This window comes from Amycolatopsis keratiniphila subsp. keratiniphila (assembly GCF_001620365.2).
GTDB classification, from domain to species: domain Bacteria; phylum Actinomycetota; class Actinomycetes; order Mycobacteriales; family Pseudonocardiaceae; genus Amycolatopsis; species Amycolatopsis keratiniphila.
The window spans coordinates 301,473-326,140 of sequence record NZ_LQMT02000005.1; the positions used below are offsets into that span (position 1 = coordinate 301,473).

The 24,668-nt window shown below is 67.3% G+C and carries 26 protein-coding genes and 2 pseudogenes; 23 read left to right on the top strand and 5 right to left on the bottom strand.

Translation table 11 applies throughout. The features are described 5' to 3' along the window. The first annotated feature begins 49 nt into the window (after positions 1–49). The 5 genes and pseudogenes from AVR91_RS03410 to AVR91_RS43090 all read left to right on the top strand — a co-directional run bounded on the left by AVR91_RS03410 (position 50) and on the right by AVR91_RS43090 (position 2,305). The gene (locus AVR91_RS03410; RefSeq protein ID WP_063271286.1) at positions 50–802 is read left to right on the top strand and encodes a thioesterase II family protein; all 753 of its coding nucleotides are present in this window, start codon (positions 50–52) and stop codon (positions 800–802) included. After that, complete coding sequence (locus AVR91_RS03415) at positions 799–1,527, top strand: class I SAM-dependent methyltransferase (protein ID WP_063271287.1); 729 nt, start codon at positions 799–801, stop codon at positions 1,525–1,527. Before AVR91_RS03410 ends, AVR91_RS03415 begins: the two co-directional genes overlap by 4 nt. A 33-nt stretch (positions 1,528–1,560) precedes the next feature. Next, a pseudogene (locus tag AVR91_RS42610) lies at positions 1,561–1,704 on the top strand (hypothetical protein); the annotation flags it as partial. 85 nt (positions 1,705–1,789) lie between these two features. Further along, positions 1,790–2,107: a hypothetical protein gene (locus AVR91_RS42615; protein WP_063271288.1), complete on the top strand. Its 318-nt coding sequence runs from the start codon at positions 1,790–1,792 to the stop codon at positions 2,105–2,107. A gap of 27 nt (positions 2,108–2,134) precedes the next feature. Next, entirely contained in the window at positions 2,135–2,305 is a 171-nt protein-coding gene (locus tag AVR91_RS43090; protein WP_157376236.1) for a hypothetical protein, read from the top strand. 113 nt (positions 2,306–2,418) lie between these two features. On the opposite strand, the gene AVR91_RS03430 is transcribed toward AVR91_RS43090, so the two are convergent. Beyond that, positions 2,419–2,940 (bottom strand): DUF4231 domain-containing protein, encoded by a 522-nt coding sequence (locus AVR91_RS03430; RefSeq protein ID WP_143253857.1) that lies wholly within the window; start codon positions 2,938–2,940, stop codon positions 2,419–2,421. A gap of 404 nt (positions 2,941–3,344) precedes the next feature. Between AVR91_RS03430 and AVR91_RS03435 the strand changes: the two genes are divergently transcribed. The 9 genes from AVR91_RS03435 to AVR91_RS03470 all read left to right on the top strand — a co-directional run bounded on the left by AVR91_RS03435 (position 3,345) and on the right by AVR91_RS03470 (position 12,896). Beyond that, entirely contained in the window at positions 3,345–4,085 is a 741-nt protein-coding gene (locus AVR91_RS03435; protein ID WP_076857248.1) for a DUF2637 domain-containing protein, read from the top strand. Between the two features lie 240 nt (positions 4,086–4,325). Further along, complete coding sequence (locus AVR91_RS03440; RefSeq protein ID WP_063271290.1) at positions 4,326–5,171, top strand: helix-turn-helix domain-containing protein; 846 nt, start codon at positions 4,326–4,328, stop codon at positions 5,169–5,171. A gap of 64 nt (positions 5,172–5,235) precedes the next feature. Further along, the gene (locus AVR91_RS42620) at positions 5,236–5,481 is read left to right on the top strand and encodes a hypothetical protein (protein WP_063271291.1); all 246 of its coding nucleotides are present in this window, start codon (positions 5,236–5,238) and stop codon (positions 5,479–5,481) included. Continuing rightward, positions 5,478–6,374 (top strand): conjugal transfer protein, encoded by an 897-nt coding sequence (locus tag AVR91_RS03445; protein WP_228709106.1) that lies wholly within the window; start codon positions 5,478–5,480, stop codon positions 6,372–6,374. The genes AVR91_RS42620 and AVR91_RS03445 overlap by 4 nt, the downstream gene beginning before the upstream one ends. Before the next feature lie 8 nt (positions 6,375–6,382). Then, the gene (locus AVR91_RS03450) at positions 6,383–6,628 is read left to right on the top strand and encodes a hypothetical protein (protein WP_044852697.1); all 246 of its coding nucleotides are present in this window, start codon (positions 6,383–6,385) and stop codon (positions 6,626–6,628) included. 80 nt (positions 6,629–6,708) lie between these two features. Further along, positions 6,709–7,104 (top strand): hypothetical protein, encoded by a 396-nt coding sequence (locus AVR91_RS03455; RefSeq protein ID WP_228709107.1) that lies wholly within the window; start codon positions 6,709–6,711, stop codon positions 7,102–7,104. Continuing rightward, positions 7,104–9,668 carry an ATP-binding protein gene (locus tag AVR91_RS03460; RefSeq protein ID WP_063271293.1) on the top strand — a complete coding sequence of 855 codons (2,565 nt, stop codon included), beginning with the start codon at positions 7,104–7,106 and terminating at the stop codon, positions 9,666–9,668. The genes AVR91_RS03455 and AVR91_RS03460 overlap by 1 nt, the downstream gene beginning before the upstream one ends. A 61-nt stretch (positions 9,669–9,729) precedes the next feature. Beyond that, on the top strand, positions 9,730–11,754 hold the full coding sequence (locus AVR91_RS03465) for a hypothetical protein (RefSeq protein WP_063271294.1): 2,025 nt from the start codon (positions 9,730–9,732) through the stop codon (positions 11,752–11,754). Continuing rightward, on the top strand, positions 11,751–12,896 hold the full coding sequence (locus AVR91_RS03470; protein ID WP_063271295.1) for a C40 family peptidase: 1,146 nt from the start codon (positions 11,751–11,753) through the stop codon (positions 12,894–12,896). Before AVR91_RS03465 ends, AVR91_RS03470 begins: the two co-directional genes overlap by 4 nt. A 74-nt stretch (positions 12,897–12,970) precedes the next feature. Here AVR91_RS03470 and AVR91_RS03475 read toward each other — a convergent pair whose 3' ends face one another. Continuing rightward, the gene (locus AVR91_RS03475) at positions 12,971–13,444 is read right to left on the bottom strand and encodes a hypothetical protein (RefSeq protein ID WP_063271296.1); all 474 of its coding nucleotides are present in this window, start codon (positions 13,442–13,444) and stop codon (positions 12,971–12,973) included. Positions 13,445–13,917: 473 nt separating this feature from the next. Between AVR91_RS03475 and AVR91_RS03480 the strand changes: the two genes are divergently transcribed. Next, complete coding sequence (locus AVR91_RS03480; protein WP_228709108.1) at positions 13,918–14,349, top strand: hypothetical protein; 432 nt, start codon at positions 13,918–13,920, stop codon at positions 14,347–14,349. Positions 14,350–14,474: 125 nt separating this feature from the next. Here AVR91_RS03480 and AVR91_RS43290 read toward each other — a convergent pair whose 3' ends face one another. Further along, positions 14,475–14,828, bottom strand: a complete 354-nt coding sequence (locus tag AVR91_RS43290) for a hypothetical protein (protein WP_063271298.1) — start codon at positions 14,826–14,828, stop codon at positions 14,475–14,477. 64 nt (positions 14,829–14,892) lie between these two features. On the opposite strand from AVR91_RS43290, the gene AVR91_RS43295 reads away from it, so the two are divergent. The 4 genes from AVR91_RS43295 to AVR91_RS03500 all read left to right on the top strand — a co-directional run bounded on the left by AVR91_RS43295 (position 14,893) and on the right by AVR91_RS03500 (position 19,024). Continuing rightward, a complete protein-coding gene (locus tag AVR91_RS43295) occupies positions 14,893–15,090 on the top strand; it encodes a hypothetical protein (protein ID WP_063271299.1) in 198 nt (65 codons plus the stop codon). Between the two features lie 260 nt (positions 15,091–15,350). Next, positions 15,351–15,581 carry a hypothetical protein gene (locus tag AVR91_RS03490; protein ID WP_063271300.1) on the top strand — a complete coding sequence of 77 codons (231 nt, stop codon included), beginning with the start codon at positions 15,351–15,353 and terminating at the stop codon, positions 15,579–15,581. A 94-nt stretch (positions 15,582–15,675) separates the two neighbouring features. Further along, positions 15,676–16,149, top strand: coding sequence for a response regulator (locus AVR91_RS03495; RefSeq protein ID WP_076857240.1), 474 nt, complete (start codon positions 15,676–15,678; stop codon positions 16,147–16,149). A 10-nt stretch (positions 16,150–16,159) separates the two neighbouring features. Continuing rightward, entirely contained in the window at positions 16,160–19,024 is a 2,865-nt protein-coding gene (locus tag AVR91_RS03500; RefSeq protein WP_063271302.1) for a helix-turn-helix transcriptional regulator, read from the top strand. Between the two features lie 48 nt (positions 19,025–19,072). Here the strand turns inward: AVR91_RS03500 and AVR91_RS03505 are convergent, their stop codons facing one another. Next, positions 19,073–20,899 (bottom strand): S8 family serine peptidase, encoded by a 1,827-nt coding sequence (locus AVR91_RS03505; RefSeq protein ID WP_063271303.1) that lies wholly within the window; start codon positions 20,897–20,899, stop codon positions 19,073–19,075. 538 nt (positions 20,900–21,437) lie between these two features. Between AVR91_RS03505 and AVR91_RS43095 the strand changes: the two genes are divergently transcribed. Further along, entirely contained in the window at positions 21,438–21,605 is a 168-nt protein-coding gene (locus AVR91_RS43095) for a hypothetical protein (protein WP_158077379.1), read from the top strand. A 26-nt stretch (positions 21,606–21,631) separates the two neighbouring features. Here the strand turns inward: AVR91_RS43095 and AVR91_RS42630 are convergent, their stop codons facing one another. After that, positions 21,632–22,282: a TetR/AcrR family transcriptional regulator gene (locus tag AVR91_RS42630; protein WP_063271304.1), complete on the bottom strand. Its 651-nt coding sequence runs from the start codon at positions 22,280–22,282 to the stop codon at positions 21,632–21,634. 200 nt (positions 22,283–22,482) lie between these two features. Between AVR91_RS42630 and AVR91_RS44465 the strand changes: the two are divergent. The 3 genes and pseudogenes from AVR91_RS44465 to AVR91_RS43645 form a co-directional block, all read left to right on the top strand. Continuing rightward, positions 22,483–23,379 (top strand): annotated as a pseudogene (locus AVR91_RS44465) (MFS transporter); the annotation flags it as partial. Positions 23,380–23,704: 325 nt separating this feature from the next. Further along, a complete protein-coding gene (locus tag AVR91_RS03525) occupies positions 23,705–24,085 on the top strand; it encodes a MerR family transcriptional regulator (RefSeq protein WP_063271312.1) in 381 nt (126 codons plus the stop codon). 392 nt (positions 24,086–24,477) lie between these two features. Further along, on the top strand, positions 24,478–24,668 hold a 191-nt coding region (locus AVR91_RS43645), incomplete at its 3' end, for a SulP family inorganic anion transporter (RefSeq protein ID WP_394329941.1).

Consider the following 24,668-nt stretch of genomic DNA (forward strand, 5'->3'; position numbering starts at 1 on the left):
TATTGCTCCGTGTGGACGAACACCCTGTGTGTCGAATGAAGGGGGACGCATGAATCGCGCGAAGTCGGCGGACCGGGCGTGGCGATGTCCCGCGCCGAACCCCGGTGCCCGGGTGCGGCTGCTGTGCTTCGCGCACGCGGGCGCCGCGGCGAGCGTATTCCGGCCGTGGACGGAACTGCTGCCACCGTGGATCGAACTGCACGCCGCCCAGCTCCCCGGCCGCGAGGACCGCTGGGGCGAACCGGCGCAGACGACGATGTCCGGTGTCGTCGCGGATCTCCTGCCCGGGCTGACCGCCTTGGCCGATCGGCCGACCGTCCTTTTCGGACACAGCCTCGGCGCGACCATCGCCTACGAAGCCGCCTACGCGCTGGGGTCCGCGGGGCATCTGGTCGTATCGGGCAAGGAGACGCCGTATCAACATCAGCGCGACAGCTTCCACACCGCGCCGGACGCCGAACTGGCCGCCGAGGTCGCGCGGCTGCGAGGTGCTCGGCCGACGTCGATGGCCGCGCTCGGCGGCGACTACCTGCTGCCCATCCTGCGCGCCGACTACGCCGTCAACGAGACCTATCTGCCGGTCATGGGACGGGAACGGTTGGCGTGTCCCATCACGGCCCTGACCGGTGTCGACGACGGCGAATTGACGTCCGCGCATGTGCACGCCTGGGCGGGGTACACCCGCGCCGAGTTCCGGGCGGTGTTCGTGCCCGGTGACCACTTCCACGTCTTCGACCATCCCGCGGCCACGATCGCCGCGATCACCACGGCCGCCGCCGCGCTCGCGGAAGGAACCGCATGACCGAGGACTTCTATCACCAGACCGCGGAGTACGTCGCCGTGCTGCTCCGGCAGGCATGGGCCGGCCTGGGCCCGGCGCTCGTCGACGTACTGTCCGGTGTGGACACCAGTGGCGGGCCGGTCGTCGACGTCGGCGCCGGGACCGGGCTCGGCACAGCCGTCCTCGCCGCCGCGCTGCCCGGCGCCGACATCATCGCCATCGAACCGAATCCGGCCCTGCGGACGGCGCTGCTCACCCGGTGCGTCGAAGACGACGACCTCGCCCGCCGCGTCACCATCCTCGGCGCCGACGTGCTCGCCGCGCCGCTTCCGGACCGGCTCTCCGTCGTCCTCGCGATGAACGTGCTCGGCCACTTCGACCCCGGGGAACGCCGCGCCTTGTGGGGAATGCTCGCCGACCGTCTCGCCCCTGGCGGACGGGCGATCCTCAACCTGCAGCCACCCACGACGGCTGTCACCATTCCCGCGACCCCCATGGCCCGCGTGCGCGTCGGCGACCGGGAGTACCTCGGTACCGCGGCCGCCGAACCCGCCGGCCCGGACGTCATCACCTGGACTATGACTTACCGGGTCGAGCAGCACGGAAGCTTCGTCACCGAGCTGACCGCGTCCGACCACTGGCACGTGATCACGACGGCGGCGTTGGCGGACGAGGTCGCCGAGTACGGTCTCCGGCTCATGGCCGCCGACCCGGAGCACGAGCTGTACGAGATCACCCGAATCTGACGTCTTGCCCGGTATCGCCATGGTGGCGAGTGCATGTGGTCCGGAACGAGGTGGATTGCGGTTGTCGGTGGTGAAAGAGCGGTCGGCGCGGCAGAAAGCACTGGTGCGTCGCTGCTGAAGTCCGAGAACCGTTTCCGATCCGCACAAGCCCTCTACGCGCAGCTACGCACGCGTGGGGTGACGATCGGGCTGTCGACGGTTTACCGAAACCTGCAGTCCATGGTCGAAACCGGCAAGGCTTGTCGGCCCCGCGGACAACTCGGTGTCGACCACGCTGACCCCGACGTTGTCGGTGAAGCCGGTCACCGATCCCGATGGCGACGCGGTCAAGTATTGCTTCCGCATCGCGACCGGCGCGGACGGCAAGTCCGGCGTCGTGGTCGAATCCGGCTGCCTGACCACTCCCACCTGGACAGTCCCCACCGGAATCCTGCGCGACGGTGTCGCCTGCACGTGGCGGGCCCTGACCTGCAGCGGATCCACCACAACCACGCCCACGTGGATCGGTCACCTCAAGGTCGACCAGCGCATCGGTGACCACGGCCCGTCCCCTGTGGAGTACAACTGGCCAACAGACTGAGCTGCCCGGGCCGCAGATTGGACGAAAATGTCAAAGAACAGCGCGGGCTACATCTTCCTGATAGTGCTGTGCGGAACAGGAGTCGTCTTCTGGGGCAACCAGGCTCCTTCGATCGGGGTTCCCTTGATCGGTGCCGCGATCGGCGCCCTGCTGGGCGCGGCATTTCGCTCGCGCAAGGCGAGAGATCGAGGCCAGTGAGGCGGCTGACCACTCGGTAAAGCTTGGGCCGGGAATGCAACCCCGCTCGGACGGGAACGACACTGGTCGGCCAGGCCATCAGAGTGGCGAATCTTCCTCAGCCCGGTTGTCCTTTACTGTCCAAGCGCGGGAGGCTGCACGCCAGCGGTTTCCTCTTGCTCGCGAATCCGCGTGCGTCGGGCGAGCCAGCGATGCCCGCTACCGTGAGCGAAGAGTTCGATCCTGACGACCAGGTCCCTGGCAGCATCGGGCCCTTGGTAGGGCGGAGCGTCCACCAGGAACAGTGCGGCCTCCCGCTCGATGTCGTAGCGCATGCGGTTGTCCTCGATCCAGTTCTCGTGGATCTGGAAGGTGGTGCGGACGCCGGTGGCCACCAGCACGATGGCGCCGAGCGCCGCGATCACTGTCCCGTCCAAGCGTGCGGTCGTGGTCACCGGAACCGCGGCCGCTGCGAGCACGGCGGTGATCTCGGTGAGGGCATAACGCTTGCGATTACGACGGCCCGCAGCCTGGTACCAGGCGATCCGATTCATGACCATGGCAGGAAGTTCCTGCCCATCCTTGCGAGACGAACCTCGGAAATGGTCAAGTCCATCTGTTCTCGGCAGCCTCTGACGACGCTTCGTTCCGATCACCGATCAACTCCTCGGCTCAACGACGTGGTGGTGCCACATCCTTCCGGAGCGTTGACAGCGCTGCTGCCATTCACGACCGGTTTCAGCCGACGCGCCGAGGGCTCGGTTCCGTCTCCGTGTCGCGGTCACCTGGTCCACTCTGCGCGGAACTGGATGAAGCGGGCGAGACGGACAAAGGGGCGATGAGTCGTCGGCGATGCTCCCAGCTGCCCGAGATCGCCCAGACGGGGGAAAGGATCACCGAGCCAAAGGACGCCGAGATCTCACGGCTCGGCTTGTGTGCATCCTGCGAGTGCCCCCGGCGCGGTTCCAACAAGTACCCCACGGTCCCAAAGGCCCACTGAGCTGCGAATCTCTGCCACGACCGTGATCGAGCGCCACCGGCGTAAGGCCCGGTGACCGGCATGACCAACTCGAATGGAGCGGCGACGTCAGGTCTGTGGCGTGACCCCGCTCTGGCCGTGCAGTGTGGCTGTACGGCATTGGTCGCACTCGGTGCCGCATATGCTTCCTATCGCCATGGGCGGGATTTCGCCGTGCGGTTCGGTGCTGACCACACCACCGCTGCTATCTGGCCGCTCATAGTCGACGGCCTCCTCATGATCGCCACCGTCGAGCTCTGGAAGCCGACGCGCGAACAGGCTGGAGGTCGCTGGGCGGCATGGGTGGCCTTCGCCTTCGGCATCTCGCTGTCGCTCTGCGCCAACATCGGCTCAGCACCTGAACTCAACATCCTCGGAGTCACTGTCGCGGCTTGCCCTCCGCTGGCTCTTCTCCTGGCTGTTGAACTGCTCAACCGCGCTCTGAAACGGCATCGGGCCGTTGCGACTGAGCAAATGAGTGAACCAGTAGAGGTTCAGTCCAGCAGGGGCGCCGACGCAATCCAGGATGGCTCGACAACCAGTCCGACGCCCACCGTCGAGGTAACCGCAGAAGAACGCATGTGGACGTACTACCTGGCTGCGCAGGAGGACGGGCGCACACCGACTGGTGCTGAACTAGACCGGGCCGCGGGCACCCACAACTACGGGCGTCGCATCTTGAGGAAATGGCGCGACGAAGGACTTCTTCGGAACACTGTTCCACGAAGGCCATCCTCTGAGAAGCCGGGCGGCGAGCTTCAGACTTCGTCGAACGCCATGTGAAGACCATGCAGGAAGGGTTTCGAGAAAGGGGGCCGAGGCCTCCTCGAACGTTTGCGCAAGTCTCTCGAACGTTTGGGGCAGAGGCCGGAATGACCGGGTGCTCCCTGCCAGCGCCGCAGACACTCGATCGGGTGAAGGCTGGCTTGTCCCGGTGCCGGAGCAAGGATCTGGGCCAGGGAAGGAGCGAGGGGTGGTTTCGAACCTCGTGGCGATCTTGTCGCCGCTCGAAGGGCCACCACGATGTCCGCCACCTCCAGCCCGCTCACCGCGCTTCAACGTCAGCTCGCTCACCCGAAGTCGAGCGCGCGCTTCGACACCGCTCTGCATTCCTGGTCAGCGCAAGATCCCGCCCTGGCGGACGCTGGTACTCACGAGCGGCTTTCGGAAGTCCTCTCCAGCCGTCACTACGCGCGCCACGACGAAGTGCTGTACGCGCTATTGCAGCGGGCCGCGCTCGCCGGCGGCGAAGGGATCGTCGCCGGGGAAGTCGTGCTGAACGCCATGTTGCCCGCGGTGCCCGGCATCGTCGGACGCGTCATCCGGGCGAGCCGGGCGGCGATCGGCACTTTCGGAGCTCGCCGAGGTGTCACGGGAGCCGGGGTCTCGGCGAACGAGTCGAACGCCGATGTCCAGGCCGCGGTCATCGGGCACTTGTGGGAGCAGATTCGCTGCTACCCACTTCGCCGTCGGCACCACGTCGCGGCCAACCTGGTCTTCGACACTCAGCGGGCCGCGCTCCGCGCACTCGGTGTCGACATCACGCAAGCCGCCGCCGAGGTCGTCGCCATGGACGACGTTGCGGGACGTCAGCCACTGGCCGAGACGCCGGCCGAGAAGGACGCGTCGGAGGAGTTGCTGGAGCTGCTGTCGTGGGCAGTTGAGCAGAGCTGGCTCGACGAGCAGGAAGCGGCGATCTTGACCGCTCGGTACTTCGGAGAGCAGATGGGCCGAGACGGAGTCGCAACCGACCGGCAGCTCGGAACGCTTTTCGGCGTGAGCCAGCCGACGGCGACGCGGAGGCGGAATCGAGCGCTGGACGCGTTGGCCGAGGCCGGTCGTCAGTGGCAGCGCTCCGGCTTGGGGTGAATCAAAGGTCGGTGGGCTGGGCGTGTCTTGAGCACCGCAACCCGCCCGACCTCAGGGAGCTTCCGTGACCGGACCCCGCGCCGACCTCGCCCCCGGCGAACTACTCATCGCCCACGCTCGCGTTCGAGCGAGGGACCTCGGGCGGCGACTCGAATCGACGATGGTCGATCGGCAGTTGTACGACGAGCTCCGGCGGTTCCTTGATGATGTCGGATTTCCGGCCTGCGACGCCCTCGAAGCGCTCGCCGATTCTGACGATCGAGAGCTACGCAAACGCCTGCACCAGGTGCTGGGAATCGAGGCGCCGTGACGAAGCAGGTGATCCCCGATGCTCAACTGGAGTCCGTTGCCCACACCGCGGCTCGGCGGATCGGCAGGGTGCTGGGCTGGTGCGTGATCGTCGCGAGCCCGCTGGCCGTGATCGTGGGCCTGGTGGTGCTGCGTCCGAGCGCACCGGCTCAACCACCGCAGTCTGTGCAGCTGCTCGACGCCAGCGAGCCGCAGGGCTGGGCGGAGATGTACGTCCGGTCGTGGCTCTCGGCCAACCGTGACGATTCCGCTGGACTGGAAGCTTTCTACCCGACGGGGATGAAGTCGACTCGCGCGGTCGGTACGCAGATCCCGGTCGACACCAGCACCTTGTCGGTCGTGTCGCCGCGACCGGGCGCATGGTCAGTGATGGTCGCGGCCAACATCTTGGTCCAGCAACCCGACGGCAAGCACCGAGCGAGGCTGGCCTGTGCCAACGCCAGTCTCGTCGGAAGTGCCGAAGGCTATGTCGCAACGTCGCTTCCGACGCCGGTCGCGTGTCCGCGGACACGCGCCGCGGTCGAACTCGATTACCCAGAGACCGCGGAGCTGAACGGGTCGGTTGGTCAATCCGTGCACGGCTTTCTGAGCGCCCACCTGGCCGGTCGAGGGGAGCTGAACCGCTACATCGCGCCGGAAACGAATATCGGCGCGATCGTTCCACCGCTGTATGCCGAGGTCCAGCTGCTGGAGCTGCGTACACACGAGCAGTTTGAGCCGGGCCAGGCGGCTCGGCCGCTGGATGGGACCGAGGTTCACGTGACCGCTCGGGCCTGGGGACATGACGCCCTGGGGAAGGTCACCACGATCGACTACGCCCTCACTCTCGTCGCGCGGGCGGGCCGTTGGGAAGTCAGCCGAATAGAACCCGCTCCACTTCTGGCCGGAGAATAGGAGGAGAAATGTCGACCATCGTGCTCGCAGCCGACGTCAAGACCTGGATCGACACCAACCTCGCCTGGGGAGACCAGGCCGTTCGCCGCCTGATCCTGCTCGCGGCCGTCGTGGGTGGCATCGGCCTGCTGATCGGGACGCGGGGCAACTTCACCCGTTCGATCAAGTACGGCGTGATCGCCGCGATCTTCCTCGGCATTCTGCTCAACCTCGATGGTGTTTCGGGCATGTTCGGCGCCTGGTTCACCAAATGACCGCCCAACGCGCACGCGGTGATGTCCTGATAGGACGGTCGTACACGAGATCGCGCCGGTTTCCGCGGATGTTCGGGCGGATGCCCGGCCGAGACGGCGGATACCTGCCCGGTGGTCCGTACACGCTCACCCAAGGTGTGGTCTTCCTCGTCCTCCTGCTGCTCGTCTGGAAGCTGCCGCTCTTGGACTGGCTCGGACCGGCGCGCTGGGGCGTGCCACTGTTCGCGATCGCGGTCCGCCGCGCGCGGATCGAGTCGCGGACGCCGGCCAGCTGGCTGCTCGGCCTCTTGTCGCATCTGCTCGCTCCGTCTTCGGGCATGCTGGCAGGCCGGTCGTATCGGCCGGAGCGGCCGGTGTCGTGTACGCCGCGTTTCCACCTGCACGGCGTGGATTTAGCTGTGGACAAGAAGCAACAGCCTGTGGATAACGCCGTACCGGAGTCGTCACTGCAGCGGCTGCTCGCCGGAGCCCGGTGATGGACAAGCAGATCCAAGACATCAGCGGCAACCTGGTGTTCTGCGCGGACGGGTCGGTCTGGGCCGTGTGGCGGGCATACCCACGCGAAAGCGCCCGCTCGACGGGAAGGCAGCTGCACGAGCTCTATACCCGCACCGTCACGTTCATGAAGTCCCTGCGGGACGAGGTGATGCTGGCGTCGTTGTGTGAACAGGTCCAGCCGTACGCGATCATCCGGCGCTGTCTCGGCGGTATCGACCTCGACGACAACCCGCACTGGGCGGAAACGGTGCACAACGCCTGGGACCAACTTGACGACCTCGACGTGCTCGGCCGTAGCTACTGGATCGCCAAACCTCTCGCCGGCAACGGCTGGCGCGGCGGAGGCCGCGCCCTGCTGCGAGCCTCAGGCGCGGCAGTGAGCGCGGCACTCGGCGTTCCGCCGCGCCCCGCCTCGCCTCAGGCCGTCGCTGAAGCACAGGAACTGGCGCGCATCATCGAGCACGAACTCGGCGGCGCGATCCCGCTTCGCCCCGCGACCGAAGCCGAACTGCTGTGGTGGTTGAGCCGCGCTCCGGTCCGGGGCGTACGCGAGCCTCAACTCGAACGCGCGTCGACCGTGCACAACACGGGTGTGACCCTGTCGCGTGGCCGGAGCCGTGCTCGGCTGGTGACGTTGCGCGGGACCGTGTTCGACGAAGGTGGTCGCAGCGACGAAGGCAAACGGCTGCGAAACCCGCTGCAGGTCTTGAACAAGCGGTTCCTCAAGTGCGTCACGCCGGACGACGACGGGCTCATCGAGAGCTATCAGGCCTTTCTCGTACTCGCGGAGATGCCCCGCGCTTTCAGCTTCCCCGGGCACGAGATCTTGTCGCGGCTGGCGAACATCGGTTTCGGAGTCGACTACGCCCTGCGCATCGCGGCAAAGACGAACGACGAGGCTCGCGCGGCCAACCGGCGCCGCACCCGTGACCTGATGAGCCAGGACGACGAACACGGCGGAGACACCGCGGGCGTCCCTGCCGACGTTCACTCCGCTCAGGAGGAGATCCAGCACAAGAACGCCCGCCTCGGCGCGAGCACCACCGAGATCGAACTCGAGGTCGGCGTCGTCGCGTGCGTGTGGGGTGACACCGCCGGCGAGTGCGACGCCCGGGCCAAAATGTTGCGGCAGATGTTCTTGGGCGGCGAGTACAAGTGGGAGCGGCCGCTCGGTGGACAGAAGCAGCTCTATCAGGCGCTGCTCCCTGGCTATCGGACGCCGCTCGTTGTGCGGGAATGCAGTCAGAATCTCCTCGCCAGCGACTGCGCGATGCTGCTCCCGATGTCGTCCGCCGAGTTCGGCGATCCGAGCGGCGCGTTGTTCGGCATGGTCCTGGACGGTGGAGCGATCACGCCGTTCCTGCTCGACCCGACGTACGGGCCCACCCACGACTCGTCCGGAGGTGTCGCGGTGATCGGCGAACTCGGCTCCGGGAAATCGGTCGTACTGAAGAACATCGCCGCTGTCGTGCGGCTGATGCTCGACGGTCGCGTGATCGTCATCGACCGCACCCGGAGCCGCGAATGGGAACCGGTCGCGAAAGCGCTCCCGGGCAACTGCCAGGTGGTCGACATCATCGATCCCACGCTCGACAGCGAGCGAGCGGCGAACGCCGAGCTTCGGCACTCCTGTGATCCCCTGCGGGTCTTCCGCGGCAAGACGAAGTCCAGCACCGGCATCGCCGAGACCTTCTTCGCGTCCTGGCTGGACCTGGAATCCAACTCGGCCGAACGTGACGCGCTCGGCCGGGCCCTCGACCAGGTCAGCGGCTCGCCGACCGCGTCCAGCAACGCCCTCATCGACGTCCTCACCGACCATGGCGCTGCGGATCCGGCGTCTCGAGGTCTCGCCGACCGGCTACGGCGCCTTCACCGCGATCCGATCACCCGGCCGATCTTCGATCCAGACCTTGAGCCCGTCGACGTGCTCGGTGCCGACATGGTGGTCTTCTGCACCAACGAAGTCCCGCTCCCGAACACCCTGGAGATGAGCAACGAGCGCATGGCCGCCCGCATTCCGCCAAGGAAGCTCTTCGGCCGTGCCTTCCATCTGCTAATCGCCGCGATCGCCAAGGAGATCTGCTTCGGAACCCAGCGGTGGGGCCAGTTCATCTGCGATGAGGCTTACAACGTCACCGGCACTCCCGAGGGACAGCAGATCGCCTTGGAGTTCGTCCGAGATGGGCGCAAGCACGGCGCCGACGCTGCCTTCGGCTCGCACTCCGAAAGCGACCTCGGTGACGAAGTCCTTCGCGGCCTGATCGCTGTCCGGATGCTCGGCCGGCACCGCGACAGCGGTCTCGCTCGACACGGGCTCGCGTGGCTCGGCGTCGATCCCGCTGACACCCGGTATCAGGAGATCGTCACCAAAGACCTCTCACCGCTCAATCCCGCGGGCGGCGAAGAAGAACGCCGAGCGCGCGCCGGGGAGTTCTTGGTCCGCGACCACGCCGGACGGGTCGGCAAGGTCAAGATTCTGACCCAGCCCTATCGGACGCTGCCTCAAGCCGTCCTCACGACGCCCACCGTCCGGCGCCCCTGAATCAAACCCGCTGGTACGCGCCATGTCTTGGACACCACCGGTGCGATCTCGGGAGACGTTCATGACGCTCAACGCGCGTGCCGCGAGAGCTCTCGCGTTCGCCACCATCATGCTTGTCCTACTGCTCGGCAACGCCGCACCAGCCACCGCTCAAGTCGTGCCGCTGCCACCGAACGAACCGCGGCCATGCCAGCCGTACCCGCTGTGTCTCGTCGTCCCCGATCCTCGCGCTCCGCAGCCGACTCCGCCGACCTTGGATCGCCCCGATCCGGATGCGCCGATCCTGCCCTTGCAGGACGACCCCGGGCACGCAGCCCACCTCAAGGGCATGTTCACCATCGACGACGGCTACGGCCGCGACCTGCGCAACTACGACCTCTTCGCCAACCTGCCCTGGCTGGTCAGCAATCCGATGCCGACGATCTGGCTCTGGCTGGCGAACATGGGCTTCGCCGTCGGCAAGTACGCGCTCGGCTTCTCGGTCTGGTTCACCGAATGGTCCATGACCGCCGGCGTCGTAGACTGGATCAAGGCACCCGCGCAGGACCTCGAGAAGATCTGGCAGACCACCGTCATCGGGGGCTTGAAGCTTCGAGAGCTGGTCCTGCTCGTCGCGACCTGTTACCTCGGGCTGCTGTTCATGCGCGGTCTCACCACCCGAGCGTGGCGCGAGACCGTGTCCACGATCGCGATCAACGTCCTAGCCATCGCGATCATCACCCATCCGGTCGACTTCCTCGTCGGCGAAGGGGGAGTGCTCAGTCTCAGCCGCGATCTCGGCGCCGACGTCAGCGCCGTGATCATGGGTAAGCACCCCGGCGGCACCGGAAACCCCGCGGCGCCGATCGGGCAAGCTCTCATCGACAACCTGCTCATCGCGCCCTGGGAGACCCTCAACTACGGGACGCCGGTCTCCGGCAAACAGGGCGCCGGGAGCTGCCAGTACTCGATCAAACAGATCCTCGACCAGGGCCCCTGGTCCGGCAAAGACAGCACGCCGGCCCGCGAGCTGGCCGGTTGCCCGAGCGAGTACGGCAAGTACAACGAGGTCGCCGACGGCGACCGCATGCTCGGTGCCTGGCTGTACGCCATTGCGATGATCCTGTTCGCGATCCTCACCATCTGCCTCAACGCGATCCAGATCCTTGCCCCGTACTTCTTGCTCTTCGAAGGCCTTCTGCTCAGCCTGGCCCTGATCGCGGCCCTGATCCCGACGCTGCAGCACCAGTTGGCCTACCGCATCAGCTCGATCGCCGGGACCATCGCCAAACTGCTGATGGGTATGTTCTTCATCGCCGTCATGACCGTTCTCCTGCGGGCCCTCATGCTCGCCGACCTCGGCCCGCAACTGGTCAAGTTCGCCGTCATCGACATCGTCGTGTTCTCCGGCTTCCTGTTCCGCAAAAGGCTCATGGGGAACATTCAGCGGATCCGGTCCAGCGTCAACTCTGGTGTCCAGCGACTCGGCAGGCCACGTAACGGACCGAAAGCCATGCCCTCACATCTCGTCGAGCCGGGACCGCACCGGATCAGCCGCACGATCAAGACCGGTGCCGGCGCCTTCACCGAAGCCATCGCCCCGGCGAACGACCTGAAGAACCGGCTGGTGACCGCGAGCAAACTGGGCGGGAAGGTCGGCAGCAAGGCCGTGTCCTTCACCCTGGGCGCCCCGGTGTCTTGGCCTGCCGCCGCGAACCGCGCACACACCGCCCTCACCGCCCGGGGCACCGCCGCAAAAGCTGCGCTTGGGCGCAAGGCGGGCGCGGTGAAGGCCTACGCGTCGACCTACGCTGGAAACATCGGGGCCGCCGCAAGCCCGCTGGTGAATGTCGCGACCACCGCGGCGTCGGTTCTCGGTAGCCGCCGTTCATCTGGCGAGTCGCCGGTTGCGCCTCAGCCCGCCACGACTTCGACCACTCCCGCCTTCACCGGGACCGACCTCGCGGCTCCCACTCCCGAAAGCACCGGACCGGGAAGGCCACGCAACCAGAGCCCGGACCCGACACCGCTGCCGCCGGGGATGCTGCCGATCACGCCGACGTGGTCGCAACGCTTGCGTACCCGGCTGAACGAGCACCGGTCATGAACCCGCTGCTCGCCCTCCAAGTCGCTGAGCACGTTCGCAACGAGGTCCGCGAACATCCGAAACGATGGGGCTGCCTCGCTCTCTTTCTCCTATTCGGGCCCGCCATCGCCTGCGTGCTCGTCGCCGTATTGATCATTGTCGTCATCGCCGGAGGAGACGGGTCAAGCTCGACGCCAGGACACGTGCCCGGCATCCCGGACGTCATGCTCACCGCCTACCAGCAGGCGGCGCAGCGCATCGGCGGCATCAGATCCGCCTGCGTCGGGATGCGCTGGTCGATCCTCGCAGGAGTCGCGGAAGCCGAATCCCGCCACGCGTCCGGCCGGACGATCGCGCCCAACGGGGACATCAGCCCACCGATCCTCGGCCCACCTCTCGACGGCAGCGGCGTTGGAGGCAACCGCACTCCTATCCGAAATCCCGACGGAACCTTCGCCCGCGCCGTCGGCCCATTCCAAGTCCTCACGACCACCTGGGCCGACGTCGAACAAGACGGCAACGACGACGGCGCCCGCAACCCGCACAACGCCTTCGACGCCGCTCTCGGCGCGGCTGTCTATCTCTGTGGAACCGGCCCCCGAGACCTGAAGGACCAAGGGCAGCTCCGGGCAGCGCTCCTCCGGTACAACGCCAGCCAGACCTACGTCGCCCAGGTCCTCGCCAACATCGAGCGCTACGACGCGGTCGAACTCCAACCCGCCGCCAACGCCTCCGGGGCAGCGAAAATCGTCATTGACGCCGCCATGTCACAGGTCGGCGTGCCGTACGCCTGGGGCGGAGGCACAGCCGCAGGACCGAGCCGCGGGACCCGGGACGGCGGCGTTGCGGACCGGCACGGCGACTACAACAAGATCGGCTTCGACTGCAGCGGTCTCGTCCTCTACGCGTACGCGAAGGTCGATATCGCCCTGCCGCACAACAGCAGGGCACAGTTCGATTCAGGGACACGTGTGCCGAAGGAAGCCGGGCTTCATTCTCTGCGTCCAGGCGACCTAGTGTTCTATAGTCCTGGCCTTATCCATCATGTGGGCATCTACGTCGGCGACAACAAGATGATCAATGCGCCCTATTCAGGTTCCGAAGTCCGAATAGACGAAATTGTTGTGGATGAATATGCAGGTGGTAGTCGCCTAATGCGCTAGCCGCGCATTTGGGCTTATCTCACCTTGCGCAGTTCATTGAGGCTAAGGTAGTGAATCGAACTGACATACGTCGGCTACTCTGCTGTCAACGATTCGTCGTCCAGCTGCTCCAGTAAGTCCTGTGCTGACGTGGCGGTCGGGACGACGACCTGTTCCCGTGCTAGACGTCGGATATCTTCACGGGCACTGCGCACGGCAGCGGCTATCGCGTCTTTGATGCGGATCGTCGCCCCTGAGGGATCGACGAACTCCTCACGGTCTACGCCGAACGTCAGGCATTCGATCAGGATCTCCAGGGCAGACCAGCGCGGCCAACCTCGTAGCTCACGAACCACACGAATAAGTAGAGGCACGGCCGGGACGGCGGCCGGATAGAGGCATCCGGCGTGATTGTTTCCAATGGCGAACAGCATCCTGTTGTAGGCATCCCGCCCTTCCTCTTGGTTGGAGGTGGCCACCAGGAGCCTGAACGCCGCGGGCACGGCATCGGATCGATACCATTGCTCGGAGGGCGGCATCGAATAGCCGCGCCAGTCGACCTCGTACACAGCCTGAAGGATCTTACCGCTAGCGGGATCGTGTGACACGTCCTATTGTCACACAGCGCGAATCGAGCCCGCCCACACGACCGCATCTGACGGCTGACCAAGACTGGCTGGCCAGTGCCGGCTGAAGTTGACTTGATAGGGGGACAAGACGACAGGGCCGAACCAGGCGTTACGGGCACCTCAGCCGCTGCTGGAAGTGGTCGGACCGGCAGGGCGATCGCTTGGCAGACGACGTCGCCTGCATGAAAACGTGGCCGTACGCGCATGCCTTGTTCATGAGTATTGGGCTGCTTGTACATCGAGGCGTTGCGGTCGACCCAGCGGGCGGCCGTACGCTCGCGGTTTTGTTGGCTGGTGACAGAGATGCTGGTCAGACCACATGGGCACGTCCTGTTCGGAATGCCGACTTGTTCCCCCATGGCCGTCAGGCCACCCAGGGAACCAGCGCGCCGAAGGCGCTCGATCTTCACCACGTGCTCAGCGAGCCCGCGCTGTGGTGGGTGACCACAGCGGTGGTCGCGATCCTGATCGCGGTCTTCGTCCTCCACCGACACTTACGTTCCCACCACCTCCGCTCCAGAGTCAGTTACGACCTTCTCCCGACCGCCACGTTCGACCCGTCGCTCCAGGGCGTCCTGGCGTTCGCGCACCAGCTCGGCCGGGTGCGCCCGGTGCACGGCTGGGTGCCGAAGTCCGCGGTCGGTGTCCGGGTGCGGTTCAGCACCGACGAGGTGTTCGGGAAGCTGACGATGAGCGTGGAGGGCCGGGAGTCGATCACCGGCGTGATCAACAAGCTGACCTACCCGGAAGTCGAGACCCGCCGCAACGCGGACGACCGAGGAGATGTCTCCCGGGGCGACGGACGAGGGCGAAATGACCTTCGTTCGGGCGGGGGAGCGCGATGAACGTCTTGCGAAAAATCTGGCCACGTCGAAGTGGGGAGACTTCTCCTGCCGTTGACGGAGCGCAGGTGCATGTGGCACGCGCCGAGCTGGTTCTCGCCCGTCCGGCCCGCCTTGCGCTCAAGGCACTACCGCTCCGCCCCGATGATCCGCTGCAGGCTCTGGCCAACGCGCTCGGCGACGTCCGGCCGGATCTCGGCGAGACGGTCGACATATGCCTCGACCTGATTCCGCTGACGCCCGCGCGGATCCGCCACCTCGCTCGTGAGACAGCCAAATCGGAAGGGACAGCAGGTCGGGCGCTCGTTGAGGCCGCAGGCGAAATTGTCGGTGAGTTCGTGCCGGCGGCGCGCGGCGCTCGCCGGCCTGCGGTACGAGCGGTTGCACCGGTGCCGAACAAGTTCGCCACGGACGAGCCGGTCTTCGCGGTCCAGCTGCTGATCCGCTGCCGGTCGGAGATCCCCGGCCGCGCTGAGGCGCATCTGCGCAGCGTGATCGGCGCCTTCGACGTCTACCGCGGCGACAACTACTGGCGAGCTCGAGCTGGTGGTGCTTCGCGCGGCCGCTCTGGAGGTGACGCCCGCGCTCGACGAGGACGTCCGCGCCCGTGCCGGTGAGATGCGAGCCGGCGTCACCGCCGCCGCCAAACGGCTCCGCGAGATCGTCGGCCTGCCCGGCGAACCCGTTCCCGACTCGGCAGGCTCGTCGCCCGCGCGACAGGCGCCGGACAGGACGTCACGCTGACCGTCAGCGGTGAACTGTCCGATTCCGACGCCCGTGTACCGGGTGGTGCGGGAGGGCCTGACATCGCCGCACAGCACGCGCCGGGGGCACCGGTCACCGTGGACGTCGTCGCCGACAGGCGCGGTACGACCGTCACGATCGAGAACCCGGCGCCGGGTTCGGCATCGCCGGGCTCCGGGAGATCGGGGAGGTCACCGCCGGAATAGAGATGAACGGTTCGTGCTGACGGTCGTGGTACGCGTTCTGCGGCCCGTCGTCCGGTGCGGCAATGGCCGCGGGTCTGGCGGCTCGTGCGCGTGCCGCTCGCTGCCGGTGGCGTGGTGCTCGCGCTCGGGCTGTATCTCCTCGCCGGTACCGACAACCGGCTCGAACCCGCCGTATATCAGCAGCTCCGCATCGGACAGTCCCAGGAGGACGTCGAGAACGTGTGCTCGGCGATCCCGCACCGGCGCCGCGTCCACCCGCCGCCGACTGCCGCCACTGCTGGGTGACCGTCCAGGCCGACGCCCGCCTCTTCTACCGGCTGTGTTTCGCCGATGGGCGGCTCGTCGTCAAGGAAACCGTGCCGCGGTCGGCGGTGTCCCGGTGATCCGTGTCCTTCTCTCGGACGACGAACCGTTGACCCGCGCCGGAATCGCCGCCGATCCGGAGATCGAGGTCGTCGCGCAAGCAGAAAACGGGCGTCAGGCCGTCGAACTGGCGGTCGCACACCGCCCCGAGGTCGCGTTGCTCGACATCGTCATGCCGGTTCTCGACGGCCTCGCCGCGGTCACCGAAATCACCCGCGCCGTCCCGGGCACCGGCGTGCTCATGCTCACCACCTTCTCCGCCGACGAGCAGATCGTCGCCGCGCTCGACGGCGGCGCCCGCGGTTTCCTGCACAAGACCGGCGGCCCGCGTGAACTGTGGCTGGCGTCCGCGCGATCGCCAGGGGCCGTGTCATTGTGCCGGACAGGGTATGGGCCGTGTCTTGGACGGCTCGAGCACCGGAAAGCTATCCCGCCGTTCGAATCTGGTGCCGGTGCCCTACGGCGAGTTAGGCTCTGCCGCCCTGCGTGAGGAGGTGGCGATGACTTCGACTGGGGTATGGCGCGACGTCTCGCCGTTGGTCGGGCGGAAAGACGAACTCGAGGTGCTCCGGCTCGCGGCCCGGCGGCGGCCCGCGGTGGTTCACATCGAGGGCGAGGCCGGAGTCGGAAAGAGCAGGCTGGTGCGGGAGCTGGTCGCTTCGGTCGACCAGTCCGACGTGACCGTGCTGGCGGGGAACTGCCAGCAGTTTCGGGAGCCGTTCATCCTCGGCGCGGTGCTGGAAGCGCTCCGGCGGTGCCGGGAGCCGCTCCGCCGCTGCACCGCGCTCAGCCCGGTGACGGCGGCACTGCGCGCGGCCGTTCCCGAACTCGCGGACGTCCTGCCCGAGCCACTGTCCGGCATGGGCGATCCGCTGTTCGACCGGCACCTGCTGTTCCGCGCGATCCGCGAGGTTCTCGCCGCGCTGGGACCTGCGCTGCTGGTGATCGAAGACCTGCATTGGGCCGACGACGGGACGCTGCAGCTGCTGCGATTCCTCATGGCCGACCCGCCGCCGGATTTGGCCGTCGTGGTGACCTACCGGCGTGAGGACGTGCCAGGTGGCATGCCGCTGGGCAGGGCGTACCGGCCGGCGGCGAACGCGGTGACCGAGCTGATCCGGCTGGATCCGCTGACCGTCAGCCAGGTACGGGCGTTGGCCGGTGCCGCGGTGGGGACCGACACGGTGAGTGCCGAGTTCGCCGCTGAGCTACACGAGTGCACGGCGGGCCTGCCGTTCGTGGTCGAGGAGGCTTTGCGGGCGATGAGCAGCGGCCCCGGCGGGCTGATCGCCAACAGTGCGGCCGTGCGGCGGCTTTCCGCCGAGGGCGAGGTGCCGGTGCTGCTGCTGGAGTCGGTCGCGGAGCGGTTGAGCGTGCTGTCACCGAACGCCAGGCGGTTCGTGCGTGCCGCCGCCGCACTCGCGGTGCCCGCGTCTTCCGAGCTCATCGGCGACGTCGCCGGCCTGCGAGGCGAGGACCTGCGCTCCGCCGCGGTCGAGGTACTGACGGGCTCGCTGCTCCATGATGTCGGTGACGGCACTCTCACGTTCCGGCACACGCTCGCCCGGCAGGCGGTGTATCACACGGTGAGTGTGTTCGACCGCCGCGATCTGCATGAACGCGCGGTGCTCACGCTGTCCGCGCTGGAGCGCCCGCCGCTGGTGCAGCTCGCCGAACACTGTCGTCTGGCCGGGCGGCACCCGGACTGGCTGCGCTACGGGGAGGCCGCCGCGGACCAGGCCTTGGTGGTGTCCGACGCGGCGGCGGCCATCCCGCTGTTGCGGCGTCTGCTGGCCGAGCCGTGGTTGTCGGGCACCGATGTCGACCGCCTCGGGGTCAAGTTGGGGGAGGTGTCCGCGCTCGGCCTCGACTCGGTAGGTCCCGCCTCGGCGCTGAAGACGCTGCTGGGTGACGACCGGCTGTCCGAGTCCGCCCGAGGTGAGGTGCGGATGCTGCTCGGCATGCTGTTGGCCAAGCAGAGGGACGGGGTGACCGAGGCGCGGGTACAGATGGAGCTGGCCGTGGACGAGCTGTCCGGGCGGCCCGATCTGGCCGCCAAGGCGATGAGCATGCTGGCCCAGCCGTTCATCGGGGACACTCCGCTGGATCAGGTCACTCCATGGCTGCACAAGGCTGATGCCGCGATCGCTGGATGCGATGACCCCGCGCCGCGGATGTCGTTGATGGCCAACGTGATCGGTTCGCTGGTCGCGATCGGTGACCCGTCGATGCACGAGCGTCTCGCTGCCGTCCCCAGCATCGGGCACACGTTGCCGGAGCGGCGTCAGCTCGCCCGGGCCAACAGCAATCTAGCGGACTCGATGACCTCCATCGGGTTGTTCGGCTCCGCACGGGAATACCTGCGCGCCGGGATCTCCGCGGCTGAGGAGACCGGCAGCCTTTACGTTCTCAGTGGTGTCCGAAGCACCGAGATCCGGCTCGACTGGTTCACCGGCGTGTGGGCGGGGCTTGACGTTCGCGCACGGTCGCTGCTGGCCGAATATCGTGAACTCGCCGCGATCTCGGACGAGCTGAACCTGGTTCTCGGCCTGTACGCCCTGGCCAGAGGTGAACGGGTGGCCGCGCGTGCTCACTTCGACGATACCGACGTCCGGTGTCCGCAGAACGCCATCACACCGGTGGCCCTGGGGTGCAGTGCGGGGCTGGTCCGGCTCGCGCTGCAGGATGACGACGCCGTCCTGGCCGGAGTGGAAGCGGATGCGGGAATGGCCCTGCTGCGCGGCAAGGGTGTGTGGGCGTGGGCGGGTGAGCTGGCGCCCGCGGCCGTGGACGCCTACCTGTTCGCCGGCCGGGTCCGGGACGCCGAGCTCGTCGTGCGCGATCTCTCGGAGGGACTCCAGGGTACGGTCGCGCCGTTGGCGACCGCCGCACTGGACACCTGCCGGGGCGCCTTGGCCGATGACGCCGGGCAGGACGGCGGGCAATTTCACCAGGCGGCCGCCCGCGCCTACGAGGACATGGGCGCGTCCTATCTGGCGACCGCTGCTTCGGAACGCGCCGAGGCCCACCGGCTGCGCGCCGGCGATGACGCCGCAGTCGAGGCGTTGAGCCAAACCGCCGAACGTTACGAGGCACTCGGCGCGACGCATGACGCCGCCCGATGCCGCCGCCTGCTGCGCGGCCTCGGTGTGCGCACGACCGCGCGCACCGGCCGCCGCGGCTACGGCACCGAGCTGTCGCCACGGGAAAAGGAAGTGGCCCGCCTGATGGCGGCCGGAGACACGAACAACGAGATCGCGGAAGTCCTGTTCTTGTCCATCCGCACAGTCGAGCAGCACGCTGCCCGGGTGCTGCGCAAGCTCGGCACAACTCGGCAGGGCCTGCGGAACACCGAACAACGCTGACGGGGCCCGGCTTTCGCCGGGCCCCGTCGATCATCGCGCCGGACTACGTCAGAGCGTCAAAGTCCACCGGTTGAGCGTTCCGGTGTCCTGCGGGCCGCCGTCGTAGACACTGAGGGTCCACTGGCCCGCGCGGGACTCGGCGGCCAGATTCACCGTGTAGGTCTTGATCAGGTCGTCGGTGTCTCCGCCGGTCCGGTTGTGCAGCAGGTACGAGCTGCCGTCCGGCGCGATCAGCGTCACCCGCAGGTCGCCGATGTAGGGGTGCGTGATGTTCACCGCGACGGTTGCCGAGGCCGACGCCGTGCCGGAGCAGGTGCTCGTGATGACGCTCCGCGTGGTGGAGAAGTCAGTGATCCGCCCCACCGTCGAGTTGGTTATCGCCTGGCATTCCCCACCGGTGCTTCCGACGACGACGCGGAACGAGGCCGAGCCTGTCCGGCCGGCGCTGTCACGCGCGGTCACGGTGACGTTCGCGGTGCCCACCGTGGTCGGCGTACCGGTGATCGAACCGGACGCCGAGTCGATGGACAGCCCGGACGGGAGCCCGGTGGCCGACCAGGTGTAGGGGGACGTACCGCCGCTGGCACTGTTGTCCACGCGGAAGGCTTGGCCCGCGGTCGCGGTCTGGTCTCCCGGGTTCGCCACGGAGACCTCGCCCGGCTGCTGGCCGTTGAGGTACGCGGAGTTCAGCAGAACGTTCGGCGAGCCGTTGACGCCGGTGAGCTTGCCGACCGAGGCGTTGTTCACCAGCGCGTCGCGAACCTGTGCCGGGGTCGCCGTCGGGTTCTGCGCCAGGTGAAGCGCGGCCACACCGGCGACGTGCGGCGAGGCCATCGAGGTACCGGACATGGTGGTCGTTCCGGTGTTGCTGGTGTGCGACGCGGACACGATGTCCGTGCCAGGGCCCCAGATGTCCAGACAGGTGCCGTAGTTGCTGTCCGAGCGGCGAGCGTCGGTGCGGGTGCTGTTGCCGACGGTCACCCCGTCGCGGATGTGCTGCGGGCTGTACTGGCAGGCGTCGTCGTTGGAGTTCCCGGCAGCCATCACCCACTGCACGCCACTGGCGATGACCGAGCGGACAGCGCTCTCCAGCGGCGGGTTGCTCGGGCATTGGCTACGGCAGCCGATGCTGTAGTTCAGCACCGCGGGTTTGGTCGCGTTGCGAGTGACCCAATTCGCGGCGGCGATGAGGTCGTCGTCATAGGCCGAACCACTGCAGTTGAGCACCCTCAGCGGCACGATCGTGGCCTTCTTCGCCACGCCGTAGCGGCTTCCCGCCGCGCTGCCGGCGACGTGCGTGCCATGACCGTGGCAGTCTTGCGGCGTGGAGTCGCCGTCGACGAAGTCGTACCCGGCCCCGATCCGGCCCGTGAAGTCCGTGTGGGCCGCGTTGATCCCGGAGTCCATCACGTAGATGTTCACGCCCTGCCCGCCGTTGGACGGGTAGGTGTAGGACCCGTTGAGCGGCAGGGAAGGCTGATCGATCCGGTCCAGACCCCAGTTCGCCGGGTTCGGCTGGGTGTCGAGCGCCACCATCTCCTGAACCTGCCGAACACTTTGGACCGCCGGGTCCGCGGCAAGGCGAGTGGCCTGCTGTGCCGACATCGCGGCCGAATAGCCGCCGACCACGGCGTCATACACGTGGCGCAGCTGACCGCCGTACCGCTGAGTCATCGCCGTCGCGCTCGCGGTGGAACTCGCCGCCGCGGACCCTTTGAGCACCACGATGTAGCGGCCGGGGACGGCGTCGGGGGAGTCCGCGTTGACGATCGTGGCGCTGGGGCTGGACGAAGCCGGGACCGACAGCGCGCACAGCGATCCCATCACGGCGACCGCGCACCCGATCGCTCTCGCTGATGTTGTCCACAACGACATGAGGTTTTCCTTTGCTCGCAGGGAATGCGGATCGCTCCGCAGCAACACCGTAAGAGCGGCGCGCGGACGTGGAACTACGTGAATTTCCCGCGAACGCCTACCCCGCAAGCAAACCGGTGCCGGGCACACAGCCGAGGCGCGGCCACGGATGCACACCACTATCGTTAAGACAGCCAACACGGATCATTCGGGCCGTGGCACACCAGGACCGGCGGCTCGCGTTTCACACCAGTTTCCCCACGCGTTGCTCATCCGCGGTATCGCGCAGGTCGCAGAGGAAACGAGCCCGGTGGTCGCGGAACAGGTACGACCGTTGGATTTGCAGCGTTCGGTGTCGAAGTCGCGTGATTTCCGGTGACCGGCGCGAACCGGCACTGGAGAACCCTGGAAGTGCCGATTCGGCCGGGTTGTGAGGCGCCGAGGCGATGTCCGTGGGGCCATGACTTCGCGGTGGCGGGAGCCCGGCAGGGCTGGTCGCAGGACTAGCGGGCGCCGGAATGGTTGTGCGAGGCCTGCCACGCGTTGGAGGGTAAAGGCGGTGATCGACACCGCCGTCGAGCGGCAGGTCATGGAAACCGGGGTGGACGAGTACGGGGTGCTCCTGGTCGCCCTGCTGCCGCCGGTTTCCGCCGGGATCGGCGTCGTCCAGCTTCGCTTAGGGCAGACGGTGGTTCCTGCCGAGTCGCGGTGGACGAAGTGGTGGTGAGCCGTTCGTGCGGTTGATGACCGCGGCTACGGGGCGGTCAGCGCCAAGCTGTCCGGTATCGCGTCGAAGGCTTCCTCGACGCGCTGGATGAGCGTGTTGATGCCGCCGGCTTTGGTGAAGTCGTGGTGGCCGCGGAGGGTGCGGATCCAGTTTTTGGCGCCGCAGCGCCAGGAGCTGAGAGCGAACTCGCCGAGGAGCCGGAGGCGGACGTCGTCGCGGCTGTCGATGCCGAGTTTGTCTTCGAGGATCTCGACGAGGGTTTCCTGGATCTGCATGGACAGCAGCACGCTGTGGTTCCGCAGTGCGGGTGTGCGGGCGGCGAGTCCGCGCGTGGGCAGGAAGCGGCGTGCCCAGTCTTCGCCGAGTCCTGACAATGCCGCGCTCAGGGACTCCCGCAGAACGGCGAGAACGGGTCCTTGGAGGTCACGGCCGCGAACCTCGGCGACGTAGGCTTCCCAGAGTTCGAGCTCCGAGGACAGGGCGGCGTCTTCTTTCGAGGCGTAGTTGGCGTAGAAGGTGCGTTTGGACACCTCCGCTTCGGCCGCCAGCGCGTCCACGGTGATCGCGTCGAAGCCCCTGTCCAGAAACAGCCGTAAGGCAGCGTCGGCCAGCGCGCGGCGCGTACGCAGCTTCTTGCGTTCGCGTAGCGGGAGCGTGCGGTCTATCGGAGTGGTCATCGCTGGTCAGCCTATCCGAACGTGCCTCGGAATCAAATGATACTGGAGAACAAGTGAAACTGAGTGTACTTTTGTACTGAGTTGCGGGAGGTGTGCGGATGACGATGTCGGCCCCGGTCGGGTCTGCGGTGGGGCACCGGGCAACGCTGGTGGTGTTGTTGTTCGGGTCCACGCTCGGGGTGATGGCCGGGTCGACGGTGATGCCGGTGCTGGAGATCATCCGGTCTGATCTCGGGGTCAGTGGCACCGCCGCGGGATTGATCATCACCGCGCACGGGTTGGCGATCGCGGTTTCCAGTCCGCTGGTGGGGTGGTTGATCGACCGGTTCGGAGTTCGTCCGGTGCTCTCGGGTGGGCTGGTGCTGTACGGGTTGGCCGGTGGGGCTGGGTTGGTCATCACTTCGTATCCGGCGCTGATCGCGAGCAGACTGGTCTTCGGCGTGGGGGCGGCGACGGTCTTCAGCGGGACGACGGTCGCGCTGCTGGCGCTGTATCGCGGTTCTGTGCGGGACCGGGTGATGGGGTGGCGGTCGACGACCACGAGCCTGGGCGGGCTGGTGTGGCCGCTGCTGGCGGGCGCGGTCGGTGGAATCTCGTGGCATGCGGCCTTCGCGGTGTACCTGGTCGGCGTCCCGCTCGGAGTGGCGACGGCACTTACATTGCCGAACTCCCGACCAGGCTCGACTGCGCGCGGTCAGAGTGGCTTCGGTGCTCTGCTGCGTGCTCGGCCGAGGTTGCTGGGGCTGTACGCGTTGATGATCACGTCGGCGCTGCTGATGTATGCGCTGGCGGTGTTCCTGCCGCAACGCCTGGCGCAGGTCGGTGTTACCGAGCCGTTCCTCGTATCGCTGTTCACCGTCGGGTCGGCGGCGGCCATGAGCGTGGTCGGGCTGGTGTACGCGCGAACTCGCGCTCGATGGGGCTACGACGCGCTGCTGCGCGCGGCGGCGGCGTCCTGGGTCGCCACCTTCCTCATCCTCGGGCTCGTCGACGCACCCGCGGCGATCGCGGTCGCGCCCGTGCTGTTCGGGCTGGGCAACGGCCTCGCCTTCCCAGCTTTGACCGTGCTGGTCGGCGAGGCCGCGCCACAAGAACTGCGCGGACAGACGGTGGCACTGTCGGCGACCGCGTCCTTCGCCGGACAATTCGTGTCGCCGCTGCTGTTCGGGCCGTTGATCGCCGCCACTACGATCACCACAGGTTCCTCGCCGCCGGTGGGCTCGCCGCCGTCGTGCTGCTCGCCCTGTTGGCCACGTCGCTGTCCGATCCGGCTGCAGCGCTGTGATCGACCTATCGCCAAGGCCGTCCGGGGAGGATGCCGGGCGAGCAGGCGACAGTACTGTTACGTGAGAGTGTCGTCGTGGTGGATCGAGCATCCGGCGCGGTGGGCGGCAGGTGAAGGGAACCGGTGTGGGCGAGCAGATGCAGATCGGCGAGGTGGCCGAGCGCACCGGGCTGTCGTTACGGACCATCCGCTATTACGAGGAAGTCGGCCTGGTGGTCCCCAGCGCTCGCAGCCAGGGCGGTTTCCGGCTCTACACCGACCCGGACGTGGACCGGCTGGAACTGATCAAGCGGATGAAGCCACTGGGATTCCAGCTGGAAGAGATGCGGGACCTGCTGGCCATCCTCGACCCTGCTCCGGGAAGTCCCGAGATCGAGGACCCGGCGGCTCGTCTGGCGGAGTTCGGTGAGACCGCAGAGAGAGCTTGTGTGGAGTTGCGCGCGAAGCTGGCCATCGCCGAGGAGTTCGCCGCCCTGCTGCGCTCGCACAACAACCCCACCGAAGAAACGTCACGGTAGGCCGGCTCGGTGATCGCCGGTCGCCCTCGTGGTGCCGTGCCGCTGAACGTGATCCCGCCCTCATTTCGTACCGGGGCCTTCGCGGCCGAGGATCTCTCCTCTAACGTAAGGTGAGAGTTGTCGACGGTGATGGCGCCATGCCCACCGTTCCAGCGGGTCGGCGACGCCCGACTCCCGCCCTTCGAGCCGAGGAGCCTTTCTTGCCGGCAGAGCAGGATGCCGTGATCGTTCCGGGTTAGTCCTCACCGTCGGGTGACACCGGTTACCGATGCGGGTGCGCGCCCATCTCCGCAAGATCTTTCAGCACGCCTGATGGCGTGAGTGTTTTCCGCGCGCCTGTGCGGCGCCCGAGTAAGTCAGGTTGCCTGTCTGTGTCGAGTCTCGTGTCTCAGGTGTCCACGCGTCTGCGCGGCACACGGCCCTCGTGGTTGTCGCCCAAGGTCGCCCGCACCGAAATCCTCGCCGGTCTGGTGGTCGCGCTCGCGCTGATCCCGGAAGCGATCTCGTTCTCCATCATCGCCGGCGTGGACCCGAGCGTCGGGCTGTTCGCCTCCTTCACCATGGCCGTGGTGATCTCGATCGT

What these genes read in the sequence shown, in the direction of transcription:
- AVR91_RS03440 (WP_063271290.1), top strand. Translation starts at nt 4,326, where the DNA reads ATGTCCGCCACCTCCAGCCCGCTCACCGCGCTTCAACGTCAGCTCGCT.
- AVR91_RS42630 (WP_063271304.1), bottom strand. Translation starts at nt 22,282, where the DNA reads ATGACCACTCCGATAGACCGCACGCTCCCGCTACGCGAACGCAAGAAG.
- AVR91_RS03525 (WP_063271312.1), top strand. Translation starts at nt 23,705, where the DNA reads ATGCAGATCGGCGAGGTGGCCGAGCGCACCGGGCTGTCGTTACGGACC.
- AVR91_RS03500 (WP_063271302.1), top strand. Translation starts at nt 16,160, where the DNA reads ATGACTTCGACTGGGGTATGGCGCGACGTCTCGCCGTTGGTCGGGCGG.
- AVR91_RS03410 (WP_063271286.1), top strand. Translation starts at nt 50, where the DNA reads ATGAATCGCGCGAAGTCGGCGGACCGGGCGTGGCGATGTCCCGCGCCG.
- AVR91_RS03470 (WP_063271295.1), top strand. Translation starts at nt 11,751, where the DNA reads ATGAACCCGCTGCTCGCCCTCCAAGTCGCTGAGCACGTTCGCAACGAG.
- AVR91_RS43090 (WP_157376236.1), top strand. Translation starts at nt 2,135, where the DNA reads ATGTCAAAGAACAGCGCGGGCTACATCTTCCTGATAGTGCTGTGCGGA.
- AVR91_RS43290 (WP_063271298.1), bottom strand. Translation starts at nt 14,828, where the DNA reads ATGCGCCTCAGCGCGGCCGGGGATCTCCGACCGGCAGCGGATCAGCAG.
- AVR91_RS03435 (WP_076857248.1), top strand. Translation starts at nt 3,345, where the DNA reads ATGACCAACTCGAATGGAGCGGCGACGTCAGGTCTGTGGCGTGACCCC.
- AVR91_RS03505 (WP_063271303.1), bottom strand. Translation starts at nt 20,899, where the DNA reads ATGTCGTTGTGGACAACATCAGCGAGAGCGATCGGGTGCGCGGTCGCC.
- AVR91_RS03465 (WP_063271294.1), top strand. Translation starts at nt 9,730, where the DNA reads ATGACGCTCAACGCGCGTGCCGCGAGAGCTCTCGCGTTCGCCACCATC.
- AVR91_RS03460 (WP_063271293.1), top strand. Translation starts at nt 7,104, where the DNA reads ATGGACAAGCAGATCCAAGACATCAGCGGCAACCTGGTGTTCTGCGCG.
- AVR91_RS03455 (WP_228709107.1), top strand. Translation starts at nt 6,709, where the DNA reads ATGCCCGGCCGAGACGGCGGATACCTGCCCGGTGGTCCGTACACGCTC.
- AVR91_RS03450 (WP_044852697.1), top strand. Translation starts at nt 6,383, where the DNA reads ATGTCGACCATCGTGCTCGCAGCCGACGTCAAGACCTGGATCGACACC.
- AVR91_RS03415 (WP_063271287.1), top strand. Translation starts at nt 799, where the DNA reads ATGACCGAGGACTTCTATCACCAGACCGCGGAGTACGTCGCCGTGCTG.